Annotated in this window: 21 protein-coding genes; 13 read left to right on the top strand and 8 right to left on the bottom strand. The window is 72.0% G+C overall.

The window, feature by feature from the left end; all coding sequences use genetic code 11:
- Positions 1–123: 123 nt before the first annotated feature.
- A complete protein-coding gene (locus tag ACFYQQ_RS35190) occupies positions 124–930 on the bottom strand; it encodes a helix-turn-helix domain-containing protein (RefSeq protein ID WP_355786865.1) in 807 nt (268 codons plus the stop codon).
- 124 nt (positions 931–1,054) lie between these two features.
- Between ACFYQQ_RS35190 and ACFYQQ_RS35185 the strand changes: the two genes are divergently transcribed.
- Together ACFYQQ_RS35185 and ACFYQQ_RS35180 are read left to right on the top strand one after the other, a co-directional pair.
- Positions 1,055–2,152 carry an LLM class flavin-dependent oxidoreductase gene (locus ACFYQQ_RS35185; RefSeq protein ID WP_355786868.1) on the top strand — a complete coding sequence of 366 codons (1,098 nt, stop codon included), beginning with the start codon at positions 1,055–1,057 and terminating at the stop codon, positions 2,150–2,152.
- Entirely contained in the window at positions 2,149–2,805 is a 657-nt protein-coding gene (locus tag ACFYQQ_RS35180) for an FMN reductase (RefSeq protein WP_355786871.1), read from the top strand. Before ACFYQQ_RS35185 ends, ACFYQQ_RS35180 begins: the two co-directional genes overlap by 4 nt.
- 45 nt (positions 2,806–2,850) lie before the next feature.
- Here the strand turns inward: ACFYQQ_RS35180 and ACFYQQ_RS35175 are convergent, their stop codons facing one another.
- Positions 2,851–4,143 (bottom strand): glycosyltransferase family 4 protein, encoded by a 1,293-nt coding sequence (locus ACFYQQ_RS35175; RefSeq protein WP_355786877.1) that lies wholly within the window; start codon positions 4,141–4,143, stop codon positions 2,851–2,853.
- Positions 4,144–4,350: 207 nt separating this feature from the next.
- Here ACFYQQ_RS35175 and ACFYQQ_RS35170 point away from each other — a divergent pair, with 207 nt between their 5' ends.
- Both ACFYQQ_RS35170 and ACFYQQ_RS35165 read left to right on the top strand, forming a co-directional pair.
- Positions 4,351–5,070: a response regulator transcription factor gene (locus ACFYQQ_RS35170; RefSeq protein WP_355786874.1), complete on the top strand. Its 720-nt coding sequence runs from the start codon at positions 4,351–4,353 to the stop codon at positions 5,068–5,070.
- Positions 5,071–6,567 (top strand): HAMP domain-containing sensor histidine kinase, encoded by a 1,497-nt coding sequence (locus ACFYQQ_RS35165; RefSeq protein ID WP_356242397.1) that lies wholly within the window; start codon positions 5,071–5,073, stop codon positions 6,565–6,567. It abuts the gene before it with no gap.
- 29 nt (positions 6,568–6,596) lie between these two features.
- Here ACFYQQ_RS35165 and ACFYQQ_RS35160 read toward each other — a convergent pair whose 3' ends face one another.
- Positions 6,597–6,935, bottom strand: a complete 339-nt coding sequence (locus tag ACFYQQ_RS35160) for a MerR family transcriptional regulator (RefSeq protein ID WP_355795253.1) — start codon at positions 6,933–6,935, stop codon at positions 6,597–6,599.
- Between the two features lie 484 nt (positions 6,936–7,419).
- Between ACFYQQ_RS35160 and ACFYQQ_RS35155 the strand changes: the two genes are divergently transcribed.
- A complete protein-coding gene (locus ACFYQQ_RS35155; protein WP_355795252.1) occupies positions 7,420–7,794 on the top strand; it encodes a hypothetical protein in 375 nt (124 codons plus the stop codon).
- A gap of 79 nt (positions 7,795–7,873) precedes the next feature.
- Here the strand turns inward: ACFYQQ_RS35155 and ACFYQQ_RS35150 are convergent, their stop codons facing one another.
- The 5 genes from ACFYQQ_RS35150 to ACFYQQ_RS35130 form a co-directional block, all read right to left on the bottom strand.
- Entirely contained in the window at positions 7,874–8,185 is a 312-nt protein-coding gene (locus ACFYQQ_RS35150; RefSeq protein ID WP_356167005.1) for an SCO5918 family protein, read from the bottom strand.
- A 6-nt stretch (positions 8,186–8,191) separates the two neighbouring features.
- On the bottom strand, positions 8,192–8,482 hold the full coding sequence (locus ACFYQQ_RS35145; protein WP_388906603.1) for a CBS domain-containing protein: 291 nt from the start codon (positions 8,480–8,482) through the stop codon (positions 8,192–8,194).
- A 151-nt stretch (positions 8,483–8,633) separates the two neighbouring features.
- Entirely contained in the window at positions 8,634–10,178 is a 1,545-nt protein-coding gene (locus ACFYQQ_RS35140; RefSeq protein WP_388906600.1) for a DEAD/DEAH box helicase, read from the bottom strand.
- Positions 10,179–10,462: 284 nt separating this feature from the next.
- Positions 10,463–10,666 carry a cold-shock protein gene (locus tag ACFYQQ_RS35135; RefSeq protein ID WP_003974279.1) on the bottom strand — a complete coding sequence of 68 codons (204 nt, stop codon included), beginning with the start codon at positions 10,664–10,666 and terminating at the stop codon, positions 10,463–10,465.
- A gap of 308 nt (positions 10,667–10,974) precedes the next feature.
- Positions 10,975–11,412, bottom strand: coding sequence for a hypothetical protein (locus tag ACFYQQ_RS35130; RefSeq protein WP_003974483.1), 438 nt, complete (start codon positions 11,410–11,412; stop codon positions 10,975–10,977).
- A gap of 364 nt (positions 11,413–11,776) precedes the next feature.
- Between ACFYQQ_RS35130 and hemL the strand changes: the two genes are divergently transcribed.
- The 8 genes from hemL (at position 11,777) to ACFYQQ_RS35090 (ending at position 20,249) form a co-directional block, all read left to right on the top strand.
- Positions 11,777–13,093: a glutamate-1-semialdehyde 2,1-aminomutase gene (gene hemL, locus ACFYQQ_RS35125; protein ID WP_356167011.1), complete on the top strand. Its 1,317-nt coding sequence runs from the start codon at positions 11,777–11,779 to the stop codon at positions 13,091–13,093.
- On the top strand, positions 13,090–13,803 hold the full coding sequence (locus ACFYQQ_RS35120; protein WP_355791993.1) for a histidine phosphatase family protein: 714 nt from the start codon (positions 13,090–13,092) through the stop codon (positions 13,801–13,803). The genes hemL and ACFYQQ_RS35120 overlap by 4 nt, the downstream gene beginning before the upstream one ends.
- A gap of 202 nt (positions 13,804–14,005) precedes the next feature.
- Complete coding sequence (locus tag ACFYQQ_RS35115; protein WP_355791990.1) at positions 14,006–15,295, top strand: hypothetical protein; 1,290 nt, start codon at positions 14,006–14,008, stop codon at positions 15,293–15,295.
- A 66-nt stretch (positions 15,296–15,361) separates the two neighbouring features.
- A complete protein-coding gene (locus tag ACFYQQ_RS35110; RefSeq protein WP_355791987.1) occupies positions 15,362–15,994 on the top strand; it encodes a TlpA disulfide reductase family protein in 633 nt (210 codons plus the stop codon).
- A 1-nt stretch (position 15,995) separates the two neighbouring features.
- Entirely contained in the window at positions 15,996–16,787 is a 792-nt protein-coding gene (locus ACFYQQ_RS35105) for a cytochrome c biogenesis CcdA family protein (protein ID WP_388906595.1), read from the top strand.
- A 45-nt stretch (positions 16,788–16,832) separates the two neighbouring features.
- Positions 16,833–18,659, top strand: a complete 1,827-nt coding sequence (locus ACFYQQ_RS35100; RefSeq protein WP_388906592.1) for a cytochrome c biogenesis protein ResB — start codon at positions 16,833–16,835, stop codon at positions 18,657–18,659.
- The gene (gene ccsB / locus ACFYQQ_RS35095) at positions 18,656–19,732 is read left to right on the top strand and encodes a c-type cytochrome biogenesis protein CcsB (RefSeq protein ID WP_356167018.1); all 1,077 of its coding nucleotides are present in this window, start codon (positions 18,656–18,658) and stop codon (positions 19,730–19,732) included. Before ACFYQQ_RS35100 ends, ccsB begins: the two co-directional genes overlap by 4 nt.
- Positions 19,733–19,853: 121 nt before the next feature.
- On the top strand, positions 19,854–20,249 hold the full coding sequence (locus ACFYQQ_RS35090) for an SRPBCC domain-containing protein (RefSeq protein WP_355795600.1): 396 nt from the start codon (positions 19,854–19,856) through the stop codon (positions 20,247–20,249).
- Positions 20,250–20,256 lie beyond the last annotated feature (7 nt).

The raw sequence follows: 20,256 nt of genomic DNA, 5'->3' as shown, positions 1-20,256 counted from the left end.
GGCGGGGGTGTCGGTTGGATTCGGGGCAGGGGGGGGGCGGGCGTGTCGGCCGGTTCTGCGGGTGAGGCCCGCCGCCCGTGCGCCCTCAGCGGGACCCCGGCCGAGATCGGCCGGTTCGGTGGGTCAGCCCCGCCGTGCGTACGCCGTCGGCGGGACCCCGACCGTCGCCGTGAAGTCCCTGACCAGGTGGGCCTGGTCGGCGTAGCCGAGGTCGGCCGCCAGGGTGGCCCAGTCCACCTTCCCCGCGGCCTCCGCGTGCTCCAGGGCCTCGTGGATGCGGTGGCGCAGGATGATCCACTTGGGGCCGACGCCCACGTGGGACGAGAAGAGGCGTTGCAGCGCGCGGACCGACAGACCCTCCGTGCGGGCGAAGTCCGCGACCCGGCGGATGGAGCGGTCGCGCCGGATGCGGTCGGCCAGGGCCATGGCCAGGTCGGCCTGCGGGTCCGGGTGCGGGCCCACGCCCAGGAGGAACGCGTCGAGCGCGGCCACCCGTGCCCGCTCGTCCTCCGGTCCGAGTACCGCCTCGGTGGCGCCCTCCGTCGAGGGGAACACCGCGTCGAGCGCGAGCCGCCGGCCCGTCAGCGAGGTCAGGGAACGGCCGGGCGCGAAGGGGCGGAAGCCGCCGGGCCTGAACTTGATCCCGCAAACCCGCCCGCGCCCCTCCAGCTTCTGTGTGAACAGGTCGAGCCCGATGCCGGAGACCTCGCCGAAGGGCTCCCGGCCCTCGAAGCGCTGGAAGACGACGTTGACCGAGGGGTGCGGGACGACGTGCGAGGCGTACGGCTCGGGGAGGTCCCAGTCGATCAGCCAGTAGTGCTCCAGGTAGGGGCGCAGCGGCTCGGCGGGTTCGTGGCGGCGGAAGCGGACGCGGGCGAGGAGCTCCGCCGCGTCGACGATGCCGCGGGTGTCACGGCGTGGGGCGGCCATGGCGCGATGGTAGGGCGCGGCACCGACAGGCGCCGGTCGGCGGCGCGGGCGTGGAATAGGTGAGGGGGCCCCGTCGTTTGCCGGTATAGTTGAATTATAAACAACCTGTGGAGGGTGAGCGACCATGCAGTTCGGGATCTTCAGCGTCGGCGACGTCACACCGGACCCCACGACCGGGCGGACGCCGAGCGAGCACGAGCGCATCAAGGCCATGGTCGCCATCGCGCAGAAGGCCGAGGAGGTCGGCCTGGACGTCTTCGCGACCGGTGAGCACCACAACCCGCCGTTCGTGCCCTCGTCGCCGACCACGATGCTCGGCTACATCGCGGCGCGCACCGAGAAGCTGGTGCTGTCCACCTCCACCACCCTGATCACCACCAACGACCCGGTGAAGATCGCCGAGGACTTCGCGATGCTCCAGCACCTCGCGGACGGGCGGATGGACCTCATGATGGGGCGCGGCAACACCGGCCCGGTCTACCCCTGGTTCGGCAAGGACATCCGCGAGGGCATCAACCTCGCCGTGGAGAACTACGCGCTGCTGCACCGCCTGTGGCGCGAGGACGTAGTGACCTGGGAGGGCAGGTTCCGCACGCCGCTCCAGTCGTTCACCGCGACCCCGCGCCCGCTGGACGGCATACCGCCGTTCGTCTGGCACGGCTCGATCCGCTCCCCGGAGATCGCCGAGCAGGCCGCGTACTACGGCGACGGTTTCTTCCACAACAACATCTTCTCGCCGGCCGACCACACCAAGCGGATGGTCGAGCTCTACCGGGAGCGGTACGCGCACTACGGGCACGGCACGCCGGAACAGGCGATCGTCGGGCTCGGCGGCCAGGTGTTCATGCGGCACAACTCGCAGGACGCGGTACGGGAGTTCCGCCCGTACTTCGACAACGCGCCGGTGTACGGGCACGGGCCGTCCCTGGAGGACTTCACCGACCAGACGCCGCTGACCGTCGGCTCGCCGCAGCAGGTGATCGAGAAGACGCTGGCCTTCCGCGAGTACGCGGGCGACTACCAGCGCCAGCTGTTCCTGATGGACCACGCCGGGCTGCCGCTCAAGACCGTCCTGGAGCAGCTCGACCTGCTCGGCGAGGAGGTCGTCCCGGTGCTCCGTGAGGAGTTCGCCAAGGGCCGCCCGGCCGACGTGCCGGACGCGCCGACCCACGCCGCGCGTCTCGCCGCGGCCCGCACCCAGGAGGAGGTGCCGAGCGCATGAAGCTCGTCGTCGTCTCGGCGGGACTGAGCGTCCCGTCGTCCACGCGGCTGCTGGCCGACCGGCTGGCCGCCGCGACCGCCGGGCGGACCTCGGCGGAGGTCGAGTTCGTCGAACTGCGCGACCTGGCCGTGGAGATCGCCCACAACTTCACCAACGGCTTCCCCGGCCCGGCGCTCGGCGCCGCCGTCGAAGCGGTGAAGGGGGCGGACGGACTGATCGTCGTCACGCCCGTCTTCTCGGCCTCCTACAGCGGACTGTTCAAGTCCTTCTTCGACGTGCTGAGCGCCGGCGACGCGGAGGCGGTCGCCGGGAAGCCGGTCCTCGTCGCGGCGACCGGCGGCACGGCCCGGCACTCGCTGGTGCTGGACCACGCCCTGCGCCCGCTCTTCGCGTATCTGCGGGCCGTGGTCGTCCCCACCGGGGTCTACGCCGCCTCCGAGGACTGGGGCGCCGAAGGACTGGCCGAGCGGATCGAGCGGGCCGCCGGGGAACTGGCGAGGCTCATGGGCGCGGCCGGCGCGCGCGAGGACGCCGTGCCGGAGTCCGCGGGCCGCGACGGGCACCCGGACGTCGTGCCGGCGACCGGGGCCGTCACCGGGAGGGCGACCGTGATCCCCTTCGAGGAGCGCCTCGCCGCGCTGCGCACCCGGTAGCCCTCCACGTCCGGGGCGGCGGTGGAGCCCTTGGGGGGCGGGGTCTCAGGTCTCCCGGGCCGTGGGCCTGATTCCCGTGCGGGCCGGACTCCGCGGACGTCCGGCCCAGGGCGCGCGCATCCTGTGGCCGGCCGCGCGGAACCGGCGCCGGACCGCGCCCGCGACCCGGGCGCGATTGCGGTCCCAGGCCCGCCGGTGCCGGGTGGCGCGCAGCTCGGCGAAGAGGAGTTCGTAGCGTGCGACGATCCCGGCGGCGTCGTAGCGGCGGGCGCTGCCCAGCGCGGCCCGTCCCATCGCGCGGCGTCGGGGCGCGTCCGCGATCAGGTCCAGCATCGCCTCGGCGAGGGCGCGGGCGTCGCCGACGGGCACCAGCAGCCCGTCCACGCCGTCCGTGACGATCGCGGCCGGGCCCAGCGGGCAGTCCGTGCTGATCACCGGCACCCCGCACCGCATCGCCTCGGCCAGCGTCATCCCGAACGACTCCGCGTCCGAGGCGCTGACCACCAGTGACGCCCGGGCGAACTCCGCCTCGATGGGCGTGACGGGCCCCATCAGAGTGGCCCGCCCGGTCAGCGCGAGCCGGTCGGCCAGGCGGCGCAGGTTCTCCCGCTCGGCCCCGCCGCCGTAGATCCGCAGCCGCCACTCGGGCTCCTTCGCGGCGACCGTCGAGAACGCCTCCAGGAGCAGGTCGAACCGCTTGCCCGCGACGAGCCGTCCGGCCGCCGCGACGACCTTCGCCGAGCCGTCCGACGGCGCGAGTCCCGCGTCCGGCACGATGTTCGGCACCGGCTCCACGCGCACCCCGGGCAGCGCCATCCGCGTCCGGTACACCTCCGCGTCCGCCGCGGTCACCGTCACCAGCGCGTCCAGCCTGCGGTAGTGGCGGGCGAGCACGGCCCGCAGCCGCTTGCCGTGGGCGTCGTGGCGCAGGTGCTCCTGGCCGACGCGCAGGGCCCCGCGCGGGGCGAACCGGGAGACGTAGACGTTGAGGCCGGGGCGGGTGCCGACGACCACGTCCGCGTCGCGGCGCGCGAGCAGGTCGCGGACCCGCAGGTCGTGCAGCCGCGTGTACTGCGGGTGGCGCCGGTCCTCGGCCGGGAAGTCCTCGGCCGGCCGCGCGAACGCCGGGTCGAGCCGGTCCGCACTGCCCTCGCGGGTGTCGACCAGCGGTACGAGCCTGATCCGCGGGTCGACGCCGAAGCGCGGGGTGTCCCGGTGGCGGAACAGGGAGACGACCTCCACGTCGTGCCGGGCGGCCAGCGCCGACGCGAGGTTCAGCGTCGTACGGACCGTGCCTCCGATGGCGTACGCGTTGTGCAGCAGGAACACGATCCTCAGCTGCCGCCCTCGCCCCTCACCCGTCCAGTTCCGCATGTGCTGCCTTTCCCGGCGCGGCACCGGCACGGCCGCCCGTCCCTCACTGACCGCCCACAGTCGTCCGGCGAGGTAAGCCACCGGACCGGCCGGGGTGAGAGGCCGGTAAGAACAGCGCCCGCGCGGGTCACGGCGGGTGGTGGGCGGGCGCGGCCTTGGCAGACTGGGCGGGTGCCCCACACCGTGCTGCTCGCCGAGGACGACCGCGCCATCCGCCACGCCCTGGAACGCGCGCTGACGCTGGAGGGCTACGAGGTGACGGCGGTCGCCGACGGCGTGGCGGCCCTGGCCCAGGCCCACCGCAGGGCCCCGGACGTGCTGGTCCTGGACGTGATGATGCCCGGCATCGACGGCCTCCAGGTGTGCCGTGTGCTGCGCGCCGAGGGCGACCGCACGCCGGTCCTCATGCTCACCGCGCTGGTCGAGACGGCGGACCGCATCGCGGGCCTGGACGCGGGCGCCGACGACTACGTGGTCAAGCCCTTCGACGTCGAGGAGGTCTTCGCCCGGCTCCGCGCCCTGCTGCGCCGCACCGGCTCCGGGGCCCCCGCCGCGCCCGGGGCCGCCGGTGACGTACCGGCGGGGCCGAGGGGGCAGGTGGCGGCGGCCGGGCTGCGCATCGACGCGCAGGCGCGCCGCGCATGGCGCGGGGACCGTGAGCTGGAACTGACCCGCACCGAGTTCGAGCTCCTCGAACTCCTCGTCCGCAACGCGGGCATCGTCCTGGACCACGCCACCATCTACGACCGCATCTGGGGCTACGACTTCGGGCCCGGCTCCAAGAACCTCGCCGTGTACGTGGGCTACCTGCGGCGCAAGCTCGACGAGCCGGGTTCGCCGGCGTTGATCCACACGGTCCGGGGCGTGGGATACGTCCTGAGGGAGGACTGAGTGGCGGGCGCCGCCCCGCGCCGGCCCCGCGGGCGGCCCCTCTCGTCGCTGCGCGCGACCTTCACCGTGTCCTTCGCGGCCGTGGCCGCCGTCGTCACCGTCCTCGTCGGCTTCCTCAGCTACGACGCCGCCGCCCGGCTGGTCCGGGTGGACGAGCAGACCGTGTACACGCAGGTCGTCCAGAACCTGCGCGAGCAGGTGCGGCAGCGGCAGCTGACGGTGGCGGACTTCGCGACCACGGACCCCGACCACGACGGCCCGCGCGACGACCTCATCCGGGCCGGCCGCACGGACGTGCAGGTGCTGGGCCCCGGCGGCACGGTCGCCGACCGGGGCAGCCCGCCGCTGCCCGTGGGACCCGGCGACCGGCTGACCGCCGACGCGGACGCCGCCGGCACCCTGCGCGAGCACCGGGAGGTCGAGGTCGCCGACGACCGCTACCGGCTGGCCACCGTCGCGCTGGGCGGCGGGCGCGGCGCGGTGCAGGTCGCCCAGGAGTTCAGCGACACCGAGGACCTGCTGCGCGAGCTCCAGCAGCGGACCGTACTGCTGGTGTCGGCGGTGGTGGTCGCGGCCGGGGTGTTCGGCTGGTGGCTGGCCCGGCGGATCACCCGGCGGCTGGTGCGGCTCGCGGGGGCCGCCGAGGACGTGGCGCGCACCGGGCGGCTCGGCATCCAGGTGCCGGTCACCGGGCACGACGAGGTGGCCCGGCTCGGGCGCTCCTTCGACCGCATGCTCGGCAGGCTCGCCCGCTCCGAGGAGGACCAGCGCCGTCTGGTCCAGGACGCGGGCCACGAACTGCGTACGCCGCTGACCTCGCTGCGTACGAACATCTCCATGCTCCGCCGCATCGACGAGCTGCCGCCCGCGGCCCGCGAGGAGCTGGTCGCGGACCTGGCGCTGGAGTCACGCGAGCTGACCGACCTGGTCAACGAGCTGGTGGAGCTCGCGGCGGGCCAGTCCGACACCGAGCCGGTACGCGCGCTGGACCTCGCCGAGACGGCCGAGGACGTGGCGGTCCTCGCCCGTCGGCGCACGGGTCGCGACGTCACCGTCCACGCGAGCGGTGACACCCGGATCGGCGGGCGGCCCGCCGCGCTCCAGCGGGCGCTGTCGAATCTGGTCGAGAACGCGGCGAAGTTCGATCCGGACGGCGAGGGGACGATCGAGATCGTGGTGGAGGGGCGCCCGGTCGAGGCGGGCGGCGGTCCGGGAGAGGGGCCCTGGGACTCCGGTGCTCCGCACGGCACGGTGCGGGTGGAGGTGCGGGACCGGGGGCCGGGGATCGCGGAGGGCGACCGGACCCGGGTCTTCGACCGTTTCTACCGCGCCGCGGACGCCCGCAGCCGCCCGGGCTCCGGGCTGGGGCTTTCCATCGTGCGGGAGGTCGCCGCGTCCCACGGCGGTGCGCCCTTCGCCTTCCCGCGGGACGGGGGCGGGGCGGTGATCGGGTTCACGGTGGACGCCGGTGGCTCCGAGGACGACGGCCGTGGCTGAAGCGCCCGCTTCGGCCGGCGGCCCCGGAGTCAGCGTGCGCCGTGCGGCGAGTCGGCCGCGGCGCGGCGGAACTCGGCGTTGATGCGCTGTGCCTCCTCGAGCTGGTCCTCGAGGATGACGATGCGGCAGGCGGCCTCGATCGGCGTGCCCTGGTCGACCAGTTCACGGGCGCGGGCGGCAATCCGCAGCTGGTAGCGCGAGTACCGGCGGTGGCCGCCCTCGGAGCGCAGCGGCGTGATCAGACGGGCCTCCCCGATGGCACGCAGGAAGCCGGGCGTCGTACCGAGCATCTCGGCGGCCCGTCCCATGGTGTACGCGGGATAGTCGTCGTCGTCCAGACGATTGCTGAGCGGGTTATCTGCTGTCATCTCACCTCGTAGTACAACGCCTCGAGGGGCCCTGGTGCCGTACGGCACCAGGGCCCCGAAGGAAATTCAACACCATCTGCCGGCCCTATCGGAGTGCCGACCTTCTGTTTCCGCGGTCCGGCCCGGGAGAGGGGCGGAGCTGCGGGGATCGCGGATGCGTGACCGGGGACCACCTTCCGTTCCGGGGTCTTGCGGTACCCGGGCCGAATCCCTCTCGTGCCCGGGCGATCCTGATGGCGTCAGCTCCTCCGTCCGTCCGCTGGATCCTTCACGTGCTGAAAACCGGTACTACTCCCCGCCAGTTCGTGTCTGGCGGGTCCTGCTCGACTGTGACTACGCGAGAAATCGTAGCCACGCAGCCCGGCAATGTCTACTCCGGCCAGAGTAGATTTTGGAGAGCTCGCGGCCACGGTTTCTTGTCGCGTGCACGTTTTCCCCGGTCCAGGGTGGGGCGCGGCCGGGTCGCTGCATAGAATCCGCACTCATGTCGAACCCTGACGAACTGCTCATCGGCATCGCCGCCCTGGTGGAGGCCGAGAAAAGCACGCAGATGTCCCTGACCGTGGTCGCCGGCGGCACTGTCATCACCGGCCGGCTGGCTCCCGAGGACGTGTGGCGACAGCGGGTCGCCGAGGTGCTGGTGGACTCCGACCAGCTGGGCCCCTTCTCCGGCATCTTCACCGGAAGCCGGGAGCAGGGCCGCTCCGGCGACGGCGGGGCACCCACCCATCTGCACTTCCATGTCGCCCGCATCCTCCAGGGCAGCATGGGGATCCCGGAGACGGGGGGGATGTACCGCGTCGCGATCCAGGACGTCACCGCCTGGACCGTGGGCGACTTCAGCTACTCCGACCACTGAGGCCGAACGGGCCGAACACAGCGAAGAGGGCCCTGCCGGCGCGCGCCGGCAGGGCCCTCTTCGCTGTCGTGGTCCCGGTCTACACCGCCGCGGGGGCGCCCAGCAGCACCGACGCGTTCTCGAACGGGGAGAGGGCCTGGTGGGGCGTGGCCTCGGGGAGGTGGGGACGGCAGGTGAAGCCGAGCTGGGTCATCGCCCGGGTGACCTCGGCGGCGGTGAAGTCGCGGCGGTCCTGCCGGGTGACGACCTGGCCCACCTGCTTGACGGGGTAGTGGCGACGGCCGATGATCACCGATTCACCCGTGATCGGCTCGGGCTTGACGCCCTTCATCGTTTCCAGCACGCCGGCCTTGGTCAGGTCGAACGGGAAGCGGGCGATGATGCAGCGCATGGTGCCTCACAGGGAGTGGGAGAGGGAGAACGGTCCGGCCGGGCGGTGCCGGACGGCCGGGGGCGCCGAGAGCACTCCGCGCTCCGCGCGGTCTCCCTGGCACGTGCGGGCCGAGGGGCCCGCGTCTTCTTCGCAGACGTCCCGCAGACGGACCCGGTCCGTGTAACCGGGGCTGTCGCGGACGGCGGTGAGCCGGGCCCGGGTGACCCGGCCGGTGAGCTGGTCGTCCTCGTCGCAGATCAGCAGATGGCAGGTACGCGCGCTCGCCATGACGGACAGGGCGACCTCTACGGTCATGTCGTCACGGACGTGCGGCGCGGACGCCTCCGGGGAGGCGGCCGTCGGCCTGCCGGCGGGATCCGCCGGCCGCGACTGTGTCTGAACCAGCGTCAAAGGTGCCTCCTGCGAAGAGGGGATGGGGACGACTGCTCCTGCCGGACGGGGACCGTCAGGCCGCCGCGTCGAAGGCGGACGGCGGCCGCTGGGCCGACGTCCGGCGCGGGGCCGAGGCACCGCGGCTCTGGGCGCCGCGGCCGTCCTGGCCGGGGCGGCCACGGCGGCCGCGGGGCGAGGACGAGGTGCCGCGCCGGGAGCGCTCCGACGGCGGCGCCGTGATGGTGACCGGGATGCCGGAGGGGGCCTGGGCGCCGGTGATCCGGCTCAGCTCCTCCTCGCCCGAGCTCACCTGCGCGGTGTGGGCGACGATGCCCGCGGCGGCCACGAGGCGGCTCATCTCGCGGCGCTGGTTGGGCGTCACCAGGGTGACCACGCTGCCGGACTCCCCGGCGCGGGCGGTACGGCCGCCGCGGTGCAGGTAGTCCTTGGGGTCGCTCGGCGGGTCCACGTTCACCACGAGGTCGAGGTCGTCGACGTGGATGCCGCGGGCCGCGACGTTGGTCGCCACCAGCACCGTCACATGCCCGGACTTGAACTGGGCGAGGGTGCGGGTGCGCTGGGGCTGGGACTTGCCGCCGTGCAGGGCCGCGGCGCGGACGCCGTTCTCCAGCAGGTGCCCGGTCAGCCGGTCCACCGCGTGCTTGGTGTCCAGGAACATGATCACCCGGCCGTCGCGGGCGGCGATCTCGGTGGTGGTGCGCTGCTTGTCCGCGCCCTGCACGTGCAGGACGTAGTGCTCCATGGTGGTCACGGCGCCCGCGGAGGGGTCGACGGAGTGGACCACCGGGTCGGACAGGTACTGCCGGACCAGCAGGTCGACGTTGCGGTCCAGGGTCGCCGAGAACAGCATCCGCTGCCCACCGGGACTCACCTGGTCCAGCAGGTCGGTCACCTGCGGCATGAAGCCCATGTCGGTCATCTGGTCGGCCTCGTCGAGGACGGTGACGGCGACCTGGTCCAGGGTGCAGTGCCCGCGGTCGACCATGTCCTTGAGCCGTCCCGGGGTGGCCACGACGATCTCCGCGCCGGAGCGCAGCGCGCCTGCCTGCCGGCCGATCGACATGCCGCCGACGATCGTCGTCAGCCGCAGCCGCACGGCGCGGGCGTACGGGGTCAGGGCGTCGGTCACCTGCTGCGCGAGCTCGCGGGTCGGTACGAGGACCAGGGCCAGCGGGCGGCGGGGCTCGGCGCGCTGTCCGGCGGTGCGGGCCAGCATGGCGAGACCGAAGGCGAGCGTCTTGCCGGAGCCGGTGCGGCCACGGCCGAGCACGTCACGGCCGGCGAGGGAGTTCGGCAGGGTCGCCCCCTGGATGGGGAACGGGGTGGTGACGCCCTCCGCGGTCAGCGCGGCCAGCAGCGCCGCCGGCATGTCGAGGTCGGCGAACGCCTCGACGGCGGGCAGCGCGGGGGTGACGGTGACCGGCAGGGCGAACTCGCCCTGCGGAGCGGAACGCCGTCCGTAGCCGCCGGAGCGGCTGGGAGCGCCCGAGCGGCCGGCGTAGGCCGAGCCGAAGCGCGCACCGCCGCGGCCCGCACCGGAGGCGCCGGCGCGATTGCGGGAGGTGGTGGAGCGGGTGTTCGTACGTGTGCGGTTCAAAGGGGAACCTTCCTCGACGCGGCACGCATCAAGGAATTCCCGGCATGAGAAACAGCACGGAGAATCGCAGGGACGCGCCCAGTGAATACGGAGGCGAATCCAGCCGCGGAGAAAAACCGGGGCCTGCGCCTTTTTGATAACAGTCCTCGGGCCGGGCCGTTGCGGAAAAACTCAGGGCCGGACGGAGGAATCGTGCACGAGCTGTGCCCGCCGGGGGCGAGCGGCAACGAGCTGGGGCCCGCACCCCAAGGTGCGGGCCCCAGCTGCGAAGTTAAGGCGTCGCGTCAGGCGAGAACGATGTTCTCGGCCGTCGGGCCCTTCTGGCCCTGCGCGATGTCGAAGTTCACCTTCTGGCCTTCGAGCAGCTCGCGGAAGCCCTGGGCGGCGATGTTCGAGTAGTGGGCGAAGACGTCGGCGCCGCCGCCGTCCTGCTCGATGAAGCCGAAGCCCTTTTCCGCGTTGAACCACTTCACGGTGCCAGTAGCCATGTCTAATCTCCTTCGGGGGCATTCCCCGGAATCCGCACTGTGCCGATTCCGCGTCGTCGCGATGATCGCCCCGTCCGGAAATGACCGGAAATACACAAGCACTCCCACCCGGCACAGGAGCCGCCGGGGGCGCTTGAAGTTTTGGGAATCACAACTGCAACTTTGACTGACAGTAGCACGCCCGGCCCGGGCGTGCACGGTAAGTAATTCCGTTCAGCCGGGCGGGCGTGAAATTCTCATGGCGTGTTACGGCCATTTCTTATTTCGCGAGCACAGATATTGTCGCGGCGAAGTGCGGCCTTCGCGGCTCAGGGCCAGACCAGGCAGTACGGCTGGTGCCCCGCCTCGTGCAGGCGGTGGGAGAAGTCCTGCCACTCGTGCAGCAGCTGGTAGACGTTGAACGCGTCACGCGGGCCGCCGCGGTCCGGGACCGTCGACCAGATGAAGGCGGCGGCGCCCACCGCTTCCTCTCCTATGCCGCGCAGCGGGTCCACGACCGTCATGGGGAGCTTGACGACCGCGTAGTCGGGGTGCAGGACGACGAGCTCCAGCGGGGGAACCTTGTGCAGCGGGACGCCCTCGATGCCGGTGAGGACCATCGCGGCCATCGTCTCCGGCTTGATCTTGGTGAACATGCCGTTCATCCCGAGCTCGTCGCCGCCGAGCTCCTCGGGGCGCATCGAGATCGGGACCCGCGCTGCCGTCGCGCCGTCGGGCGCGCCGAAGTATTTGTACGTCACCCCCACCCGGCCACCATTCCCGCTCCCTGCCCTGAGCCGGTCTGCTCCACGGTCCGTGTAGTCCATACCGTCCATACGGGCCGACTGCTCGATCCGCTCAGGCTCACCCTGTGAACCCTGCGCCTGCCGTGCCTCTGCGGCTTCCTCCGCCTCGCGTCGGTGCCTCCCCCGCCGGGCACGCCGAGGACCGAGGTCATCGGTCCCCTCGCCCAGTCCGCCACCGCGATGCATATCTCCACCCGACTGCTTTTCTAGGCCGCGCGACCCCCGCCGCGCAACCCGATCATCGTGTCAGTGACCTCCCCCACGGCCGCTCGGCGAAACGTGGGCTGAAACACCTGTCCGCAGGATCTTCGCGGCCTCTGACACCATGGCTTGTGTGAGCTATCCGTACGAAGCCCCAGTTTCGCAGACTCTTTTCGACCGTGCGGCTGCCGTCACACCGGGCGGTGTGAACTCGCCCGTGCGCGCGTTCCGCGCCGTGGGCGGTACGCCCCGTTTCATGGTGTCCGGCAGCGGTCCCTATCTGACCGACGCCGACGGGAGGGAGTACGTCGACCTCGTGTGTTCCTGGGGGCCGATGATCCTCGGGCACTCCCGCCCCGAGGTCATCGCCGCCGTCCAGGAGGCCGTCGGGCGCGGCACGTCCTTCGGCACCCCGGGCGAGGGCGAGGTCGCGCTGGCCGAGGAGATCGTCGCGCGCGTCGAGCCCGTCGAGCAGGTGCGCCTCGTCTCCAGCGGGACCGAGGCGACCATGTCCGCCATCCGTCTGGCGCGCGGCTTCACCCGCCGCGCCAAGGTGATCAAGTTCGCCGGCTGCTACCACGGGCACGTCGACTCCCTGCTGGCCGCCGCGGGCAGCGGGCTGGCGACCTTCGCCCTGCCGGACACCCCCGGCGTCACCGGTGCGCAGGCGGGGGACACCATCGTCCTGCCGTACAACGACCTGGACGCCGTGCACGCCGCGTTCCGGGCGCACCCCGGTGAGATCGCCTGCGTCATCACGGAGGCCTCGCCCGGGAACATGGGTGTCGTGCCGCCGCGGCCCGGGTTCAACCAGGGTCTGAAGGACGCCTGCGCGCAGAACGGCGCGCTGTTCATCTCGGACGAGGTCATGACCGGCTTCCGGACCAGCAGGTCCGGCTGGTACGGGGTGGACGGCGTCCGTCCCGACCTGATGACCTTCGGCAAGGTCATGGGCGGCGGCTTCCCGGCCGCCGCCTTCGGTGGACGGGCCGACGTGATGGGCCACCTCGCGCCCGCGGGGCCGGTCTACCAGGCGGGCACGCTGTCGGGGAACCCGGTGGCGACCGCCGCCGGGCTCGCGCAGCTGCGGCTGCTGGACGACGCCGCGTACGAGACGGTCGACGCGGTGTCCCTGCAGATCCGCACGCTGGTGACCGAGGCGCTCGCCAAGGAGGGCGTGGCGCACCGGCTGCAGAACGCGTCCAACATGTTCTCGGTCTTCTTCACCGAGCGGGAGGTGCGCGACTACGAGGACGCGAAGACGCAGGAGTCCTTCCGGTACACCGCGTTCTTCCACTCGTTGCTCGCGCAGGGCGTCTATCTGCCGCCCTCGTCGTTCGAGTCGTGGTTCGTGTCCACGGCGCACGACGAGCGGGCGGTTCAGCGGATCGCCGACGCCCTTCCGGCGGCGGCACGGGCAGCGGCGGAGGCCACGGCATGACCGGCACGGGAGCCGAGAAGGCACCTGAGAAGAGGGACGACGATCTGACGGTCGTCCATGTGATGCGGCACGGCGAGGTCGAGAACCCGGACGGCGTCCTGTACGGGCGGCTGGCCGGCTATCACCTCTCCGAGCTGGGGCGGCAGATGGCCGACCGGGTCGCGGAGAAGCTGTCCTCACGGGACGTCACGTACGTCGTCGCCTCGCCCCTGGAGCGGGCGCAGGAGACGGCGACGCCCATCGCCAAGGCGCACGGGCTGGACCTCGCGACCGACGGCCGGCTGATCGAGGCGGAGAACGTCTTCCAGGGCAAGACCTTCGGGGTCGGGGACGGCGCGCTGCGCCGCCCGGAGAACTGGAAGCACCTGGTCAACCCGTTCAAGCCGTCCTGGGGCGAGCCGTACGTGGAGCAGGTCGTGCGGATGATGGGGGCGCTGGACGCCGCCAAGGACGCGGCGCGCGGGCACGAAGCGGTGTGCGTGTCCCACCAGTTGCCGATCTGGATCCTACGGTCCTTCGTGGAGCGGCGGCGGCTGTGGCACGACCCGCGCAAGCGGCAGTGCACCCTGGCCTCGCTGACGAGCTTCACCTACCGCGGCGACAAGATCGTCTCGGTGGGCTACAGCGAGCCCGCCCGGGATCTGGTGCCCGCTCATCTCCTCGCCGGTGCCAAGCCGGTGCAAGGCCAGGGCAAGGCGTTCGGGGCCTGATCGAGAGCGGATGGCCTGTGCCCGGGAGGTGTGCGCCGGGCGTACGCATCGTCACAAAGCGTGCACATCCGGGCCATTCGAGCGCATCTTCGTAAAATAATATGAATATGTGCGAGTGAGACGGAACCCCCGTCCTCGTCGCGCCCTCTCATGGGATGCCGGCCGATAGCCGGCTGAGAGGGCGCGACGAAATGGGGACGACATGCGGGACGTCAGCCGACGCGGAGTGATCGGGATGGGGGCGGGCGCCGCCACCGCGCTCGGCCTCACCGCCTGCGGTACCGCTCACCGACAAGAGGGCGCGAGCACCCCGGGCGGTTCCCGCACCGGCGGCCCCGGTGCCCCCAAGACCCCCGTACGCCCCCTCGGTGACGGGTCGACCTCCTTCACGGGCAAGCAGCCCCGGCAGCCCGGACAGCCCGTGCCCCTGGAGCCCGGCGAGACCCCGCCGCAGTTCGTGGTCTTCTCCTGGGACGGCGCGGGCGAGGTCGGGACCGGCCTCTTCGAGCGCTTCCTGGACCTCGCGAAGGACCACGAGGCGCACATGACGTTCTTCCTGTCCGGGGTCTACCTGCTGCCCGAGTCGAAGAAGCGCCTGTACCTCCCGCCGAACAACGCGCCGGGCGCCTCCGACATCGGCTACCTGACCGACGAGCACATCCGGATGACGCTGAAGGGTGTCCGGCGCGCCTGGCTCGACGGCCACGAGATCGGCACGCACTTCAACGGCCACTTCTGCTCCGGCTACGGCAGCGTCGCCAACTGGACGCCCAAGCAGTGGCGCAGCGAGATCCACCAGGCCAAGTCCTTCGTGAAGGAGTGGCGGACCAACACCGGCTGGACCGACCTGCCGTCGCTGCCCTTCGACTACGACAAGGAACTCATCGGCGGCCGCACCCCCTGCCTCCTCGGCCAGGACAACCTGCTGCCGACCGCCCGTGAGCTCGGCTGGCGCTACGACGCCTCCTCGCCCGGCGGCCGCCAGCGCTGGCCGCGGAAGACCGAGGGCGTGTGGGACCTGCCGCTCCAGGCGATCCCGTTCCCGGGCCGCGGCTTCGAGGTGCTCTCGATGGACTACAACATGCTGGCCAACCAGTCGGTGAACTCGACCAAGGCGCCGGCGTACAACTACCCGGGCTGGCGCACCCAGTCCGCCGGGGCGTACATCGCGGGATTCAAGCGGGCATACGAGACGAACCGGGCACCGCTCTTCATCGGCAACCACTTCGAGGAGTGGAACGGCGGCATCTACATGGACGCCGTGGAGCGCGCGATCAAGTACATCGCGCGGCAGAGGGAGAAGGGCGGCGACGTACGCCTCGTCTCCTTCCGGCAGTTCGTGGACTGGATGGACGTGCAGCGGCCCGACGTGCTGGCCGCGCTCCAGTCGCTGGACGTGGGACAGAAACCGGCCGGTGGCTGGAAGGGGCTCTCCGGCGGGACCGGCGGGACCGGCGGAAGCGCCTCGGGCAAGGGCGAAAAGGGCGCCTGATATGCGGGTTTCCGCCCGCGAGGGGGGTGCGCAAGATCCCCGGAACGGACATGCGAAACTTTTCACATGAGTGCCGCCCGCCGCGCCCGCCAGCGCCTCGACCGCGCGAACCGCAGCCGTAGCCGTGCCGCCCTGCTCACCGCCGGGGCCGCGGTCGCGGCACTCGCCCTGACCGCCTGCGGCTCCGGCGGCACGCATGGGGGATCGGGCAACACGAACTTCGTCACCGGCACCGACGGCATCGCCACCGCAGCGAAGGGCGAACGGGCCGACGCCCCCGACCTGTCGGGCCCCACCGTCGACGGCAAGAAGATCGACGTCGCCGACTACAAGGGCAAGGTCGTCGTCCTCAACGTCTGGGGCTCCTGGTGCCCGCCGTGCCGCGCCGAGGCGCCCGGCTTCACCAGGGTCGCCGAGGACCTCGAAGCGCGGGGCGTGCAGTTCGTCGGCATCAACACGCGTGACACCAGCACGGGTCCGGCCAAGGAGTTCGAGAAGGACTACGAGGTGCCCTACCCGAGCCTGTACGACCCCACCGGCAAGCTGATGCTCCGCTTCCCCAAGGGCTCGCTCAACCCCCAGGCCATCCCCTCCACCGTCGTCCTCGACCGGGACGGGAAGATCGCGGCCCGCTCGCTGTCGCCGCTGAGCGAGGACAAGCTGCGCGGCATGCTCAAGCCGATCCTCGCGGAGAAGTGACGTGAGCGACGCCTCCGTGCTCCACGCCACCGCGGTCCTCGCCGCGTCCGACGGGGTGAACCACACCGTGCTGAACGGCGCGCTGCTGCTCGCCGTGCCGGTCGCCGTGCTCGGCGGACTCGTCTCCTTCTTCTCCCCGTGTGTGCTGCCGCTGGTGCCCGGATACCTCTCGTACGTCACCGGGGTCAGCGGCACCGACCTCGCGGACGCGAGGCGCGGGCGGATGGCCGCGGGCGCGTCCCTGTTCGTGCTCGGCTTCACGGCCGTCTTCGTCTCCGGCGGAGCGCTCTTCGGCTACTTCGGCTCGACCCTGCAGGAGTACCAGGACACGCTGACCACCGTGCTCGGCGGACTCATGATCCTCATGGGTGTCTTCTTCCTCGGGCTGATGCCCTGGCTCACCCAGCGCGAGTTCCGCTTCCACCAGCGGCCGGTGGCCGGCCTGGCCGGGGCCCCCGTGCTCGGCGCCCTCTTCGGCATCGGCTGGACCCCCTGCATCGGCCCGACCCTCGCGTCCGTGCAGGCCCTCGCGGTCGACCAGGCGAGCGCCGGGCGCGGGGCCATACTGACGGTCGCGTACTGCGCCGGCCTCGGGGTGCCTTTCGTGCTCGCCGCGGTCGCCTTCCGCAAGGCGCTCGGCGCCTTCGGCTGGGTCAAGCGCCACTACGCGTGGGTGATGCGGATCGGCGGCGGCATGATGATCGTGACCGGCGTGCTGCTGCTGACCGGTGCGTGGGACAGCATGATGCAGCAGATGCAGACCTGGTCCAACGGCTTCGCGGTGGGGATCTGATCCATGCGCAAGGCCGAAACCGACGCCGAGACCGAAACCGGTTCCATGAGCACGACTGACACCAGCACCACGACCGGTCCGGCCGACGGATCCCCCTCCGGGGACGGTCCCGGCGCGGAGGCCGCCCGGGACGCGCGGGAACTCGGCGAGGCCGGCTCGCAGCTGTCCACGGCGCCCACCGAGACGGTCGTCCCCGGCTCCTTCGGCGGCAACCGGGCCCCCGGCGCCGCCGGCTGGCTCGCCTGGACCGGGCGTGAGCTCGTCGGCTGGACCCGCTGGTTCTGGCGCCAGCTCACCTCCATGCGGGTCGCGCTGATCCTGCTCTTCCTGCTGTCGCTCGGGGCGATCCCCGGCTCGCTGATCCCGCAGACCGGGAACGACGCGACGAAGGTCGCCGAGTTCCAGCAGGCGCACACCACGCTCGCGCCCGTCTACGAGAAGCTCGGCCTCTTCCACGTCTACAGCTCGGTGTGGTTCTCCGCGATCTACATCCTGCTGTTCGTCTCGCTCATCGGCTGCATCGTGCCGCGCACCTGGCAGTTCGTGGGGCAGCTGCGCAGCCGTCCGCCGGGCGCCCCGAAGCGGCTGACCCGGCTGCCCGCGTACACCACCTGGCGCACCGGGGCCGAGCCCGAGCAGGTCCGCGAGGCCGCGCTCACGGTGCTCAAGCAGCGCCGCTTCCGGGCGCACGTCGCCGGGGACGCGGTCGCCGCCGAGAAGGGCTACGTGCGCGAGGCGGGCAACCTGCTCTTCCACATCGCCCTGATCGTGATGCTGGTCGCCTTCGCCTGGGGACAGCTCTTCAAGTCCGAGGGCAACAAGCTGGTCGTCGAAGGCGACGGCTTCTCCAACACGCTGCTGCAGTACGACGACTTCAAGTCCGGCAGCCTCTTCGACGTCGACGACCTGACGCCGTTCAGCTTCGACCTGAAGAAGTTCACCGGCACCTACGAGCGGACCGGCCCCAACAAGGGCACCCCGCGCACGTACCAGGCGGACATCACCTACAGCGAGGGCGCCGACGGCACCCCGAAGCGCACGTCCGTCCAGGTCAACGAGCCGCTGGTGATCGGCGACTCCAAGGTCTACCTCGTCAGCCACGGCTACGCGCCCGTCGTCACCGTGCGGGACGGCAAGGGCGACGTCGTCTTCCGCCAGCCCGTGCCGATGCTTCCGCTCGACTCCAACGTGACCTCGCAGGGCGCCATCAAGGTGCTCGACGGCTACCGGAACGCCGCGGGGAAGAAGGAGCAGCTCGGCTTCTCCGCGTTCTTCGTGCCGACCTTCGCGGGCGCCGGCAAGGGCACGATGTTCTCCCAGTTCCCGGCGCTGGACCGGCCGGTGCTCGCGCTGTCCGCGTACCACGGCAGCCTGGGCGTCGACTCGGGCATCCCGCAGAACGTGTACCAGCTCGACACCGCGAAGCTGAAGCAGTTCAAGAACGCCCAGGGCGACATCCTCAAGCAGCGGCTGACCCCCGGCGAGACCATGCAGCTCCCGAACGGCGCCGGCTCGATCACCTTCGAGAAGGACATCAAGGAGTGGGCCGGTTTCCAGGTCACCCAGCAGCCCGGCAGTGACTGGGCGCTGGCCGGTGCCATCGCCGCGATCCTCGGCCTCGCCGCCTCCCTGTTCATCCAGCGCCGCAGGGTCTGGGTGCGCGCCACCACCGGGGCGGACGGGGTGACCGTCGTGGAGATGGCCGGGCTCGGCCGCAGCGAGTCCGCGAAGCTCCCCGAGGAACTCGGCGACCTGGCGGCGCTCGTGCACGACCGGGCACCGAGCGCCCCCGACCCCGACCCGACCGAGCCCGACCCGGACATCCCCGAACCCCACGCCGTACCTGCCGCCGAAGGGGCTGAGAAGCAGTGACTCTCGCCGCCGCAACGAACGAAAACCTCGCCAGTATCAGCAACACGCTGATCTACTCGTCGATGGCCGTCTACACCTTGGCCTTCTTCGCGTACATCGCCGAGTGGCTCTTCGGCAGCCGCAGCAAGGTCGGCCGCACGGCCGCCGCGCTCACGCAGAGCGGTGCCGCGCAGGCGCCGGCGGTCACCGTGCAGCAGGCCGGCGGCACCGCCGTCCTGGAGCGGCCCAAGGTCGTCGTCCGCTCCGCGGCCGGCGCCCGTGACGTGCCGGACGGCCCCGGCGCGCACGGCGGCGACGAGCAGGGCGACCTCTACGGCCGCATCGCCGTCTCCCTCACCGTGCTCGCCTTCGCCGTCGAGGCGGCGGGCGTGCTCGCCCGCGCCCTGTCGGTGCAGCGGGCGCCGTGGGGCAACATGTACGAGTTCAACCTCACCTTCTCCACGGTGGCCGTCGGCGTGTACCTCGCGCTGCTGGCGCTGAAGAAGAACATCCGCTGGCTCGGCCTCCCGCTGGTCACGACGGTCCTGCTCGACCTCGGTCTCGCCGTCACCGTCCTGTACACCGCCAGCGACCAGCTGGTCCCCGCGCTCCACTCGTACTGGCTGTACATCCACGTCTCCACCGCGATCTTCTGCGGCGCCGTCTTCTACGTGGGCGCGGTCGGCACCCTGCTGTACCTCTTCAAGGACTCCTACGAGAACAAGCTGGCGGGCGGCGGGAAGCCCGGCCGGTTCGCGACCTCGGTGCTGGAGCGGCTGCCCGCGGCGGCCTCGCTCGACAAGTTCTCCTACCGCGTGAACGCCGCCGTCTTCCCGCTGTGGACGTTCACGATCATCGCGGGCGCGATCTGGGCGGGCGACGCCTGGGGCCGCTACTGGGGCTGGGACCCCAAGGAGACCTGGTCGTTCATCACCTGGGTCGCGTACGCCGGCTACCTGCATGCCCGGGCCACGGCCGGCTGGAAGGGCCGCAAGGCCGCCTACATCGCGCTGATCGCCTTCGCGTGCTGGCTGTTCAACTACTACGGCGTCAACATCTTCGTCACCGGCAAGCACTCCTACGCCGGCGTCTGATCCGCACGCACGCACGACCGACAGGGCCGGCCGCCCGTGACCCCGACCCGGGGCACGGGCGGCCGGCCCTCGGCGTACGGGCAGGGGTGCGCATCCCTTGGTGCCGCGCCACGCTGGTGTCATGAGCGACGTCATCGAAGAGGGCACCGCCGAGACCCGCGGGGACCTGCGTCTGCTGCACTACCTGCTGCGCCTTCCCCGGCCCGTGGAGGACGTCTGGCCGGCGGTGGCCACCGCCGAGGGCCTGCGGGAATGGCTCGCCGGCGCCGTGGACCTGGAGCCGCGGCTCGGCGGAGCGGCCCGCCTGGGCGAGCTGGGCGAGGGACGGGTCACGGCGTGGGACGTGGAGCGCGTCGCCGAGTACACGGCCGAGGAGCGCGGGCGGATCCGCTTCCACCTGGAGGCCGCGCCGGACGGCGGCACCACGCTCCGCTTCACCCACGAGACGCGGAGCGGCCCGGAGCCCGGCTGGCGCGCCCGCCTGGAGCGGCTCGTGACCGCGCTCGCCCGGGACTGAGCCCGCC

The organism is Streptomyces sp. NPDC005496, from assembly GCF_042872045.1.
Classification (GTDB): Bacteria; Actinomycetota; Actinomycetes; order Streptomycetales; family Streptomycetaceae; genus Streptomyces.
This window is presented reverse-complemented; position numbering and strand designations above follow the sequence as displayed.

Bases quoted from the DNA above. Each gene is read 5' to 3' on its own strand.
- hemL (WP_356167011.1), top strand. From the start codon at position 11,777: ATGGCTTGTGTGAGCTATCCGTACGAAGCCCCAGTTTCGCAGACTCTT.
- ACFYQQ_RS35190 (WP_355786865.1), bottom strand. From the start codon at position 930: ATGGCCGCCCCACGCCGTGACACCCGCGGCATCGTCGACGCGGCGGAG.
- ACFYQQ_RS35100 (WP_388906592.1), top strand. From the start codon at position 16,833: ATGAGCACGACTGACACCAGCACCACGACCGGTCCGGCCGACGGATCC.
- ACFYQQ_RS35120 (WP_355791993.1), top strand. From the start codon at position 13,090: ATGACCGGCACGGGAGCCGAGAAGGCACCTGAGAAGAGGGACGACGAT.
- ACFYQQ_RS35155 (WP_355795252.1), top strand. From the start codon at position 7,420: ATGTCGAACCCTGACGAACTGCTCATCGGCATCGCCGCCCTGGTGGAG.
- ACFYQQ_RS35160 (WP_355795253.1), bottom strand. From the start codon at position 6,935: ATGACAGCAGATAACCCGCTCAGCAATCGTCTGGACGACGACGACTAT.
- ACFYQQ_RS35185 (WP_355786868.1), top strand. From the start codon at position 1,055: ATGCAGTTCGGGATCTTCAGCGTCGGCGACGTCACACCGGACCCCACG.
- ACFYQQ_RS35150 (WP_356167005.1), bottom strand. From the start codon at position 8,185: ATGCGCTGCATCATCGCCCGCTTCCCGTTCGACCTGACCAAGGCCGGC.
- ACFYQQ_RS35180 (WP_355786871.1), top strand. From the start codon at position 2,149: ATGAAGCTCGTCGTCGTCTCGGCGGGACTGAGCGTCCCGTCGTCCACG.
- ACFYQQ_RS35090 (WP_355795600.1), top strand. From the start codon at position 19,854: ATGAGCGACGTCATCGAAGAGGGCACCGCCGAGACCCGCGGGGACCTG.
- ACFYQQ_RS35110 (WP_355791987.1), top strand. From the start codon at position 15,362: ATGAGTGCCGCCCGCCGCGCCCGCCAGCGCCTCGACCGCGCGAACCGC.
- ACFYQQ_RS35135 (WP_003974279.1), bottom strand. From the start codon at position 10,666: ATGGCTACTGGCACCGTGAAGTGGTTCAACGCGGAAAAGGGCTTCGGC.
- ACFYQQ_RS35115 (WP_355791990.1), top strand. From the start codon at position 14,006: ATGCGGGACGTCAGCCGACGCGGAGTGATCGGGATGGGGGCGGGCGCC.
- ACFYQQ_RS35145 (WP_388906603.1), bottom strand. From the start codon at position 8,482: ATGACCGTAGAGGTCGCCCTGTCCGTCATGGCGAGCGCGCGTACCTGC.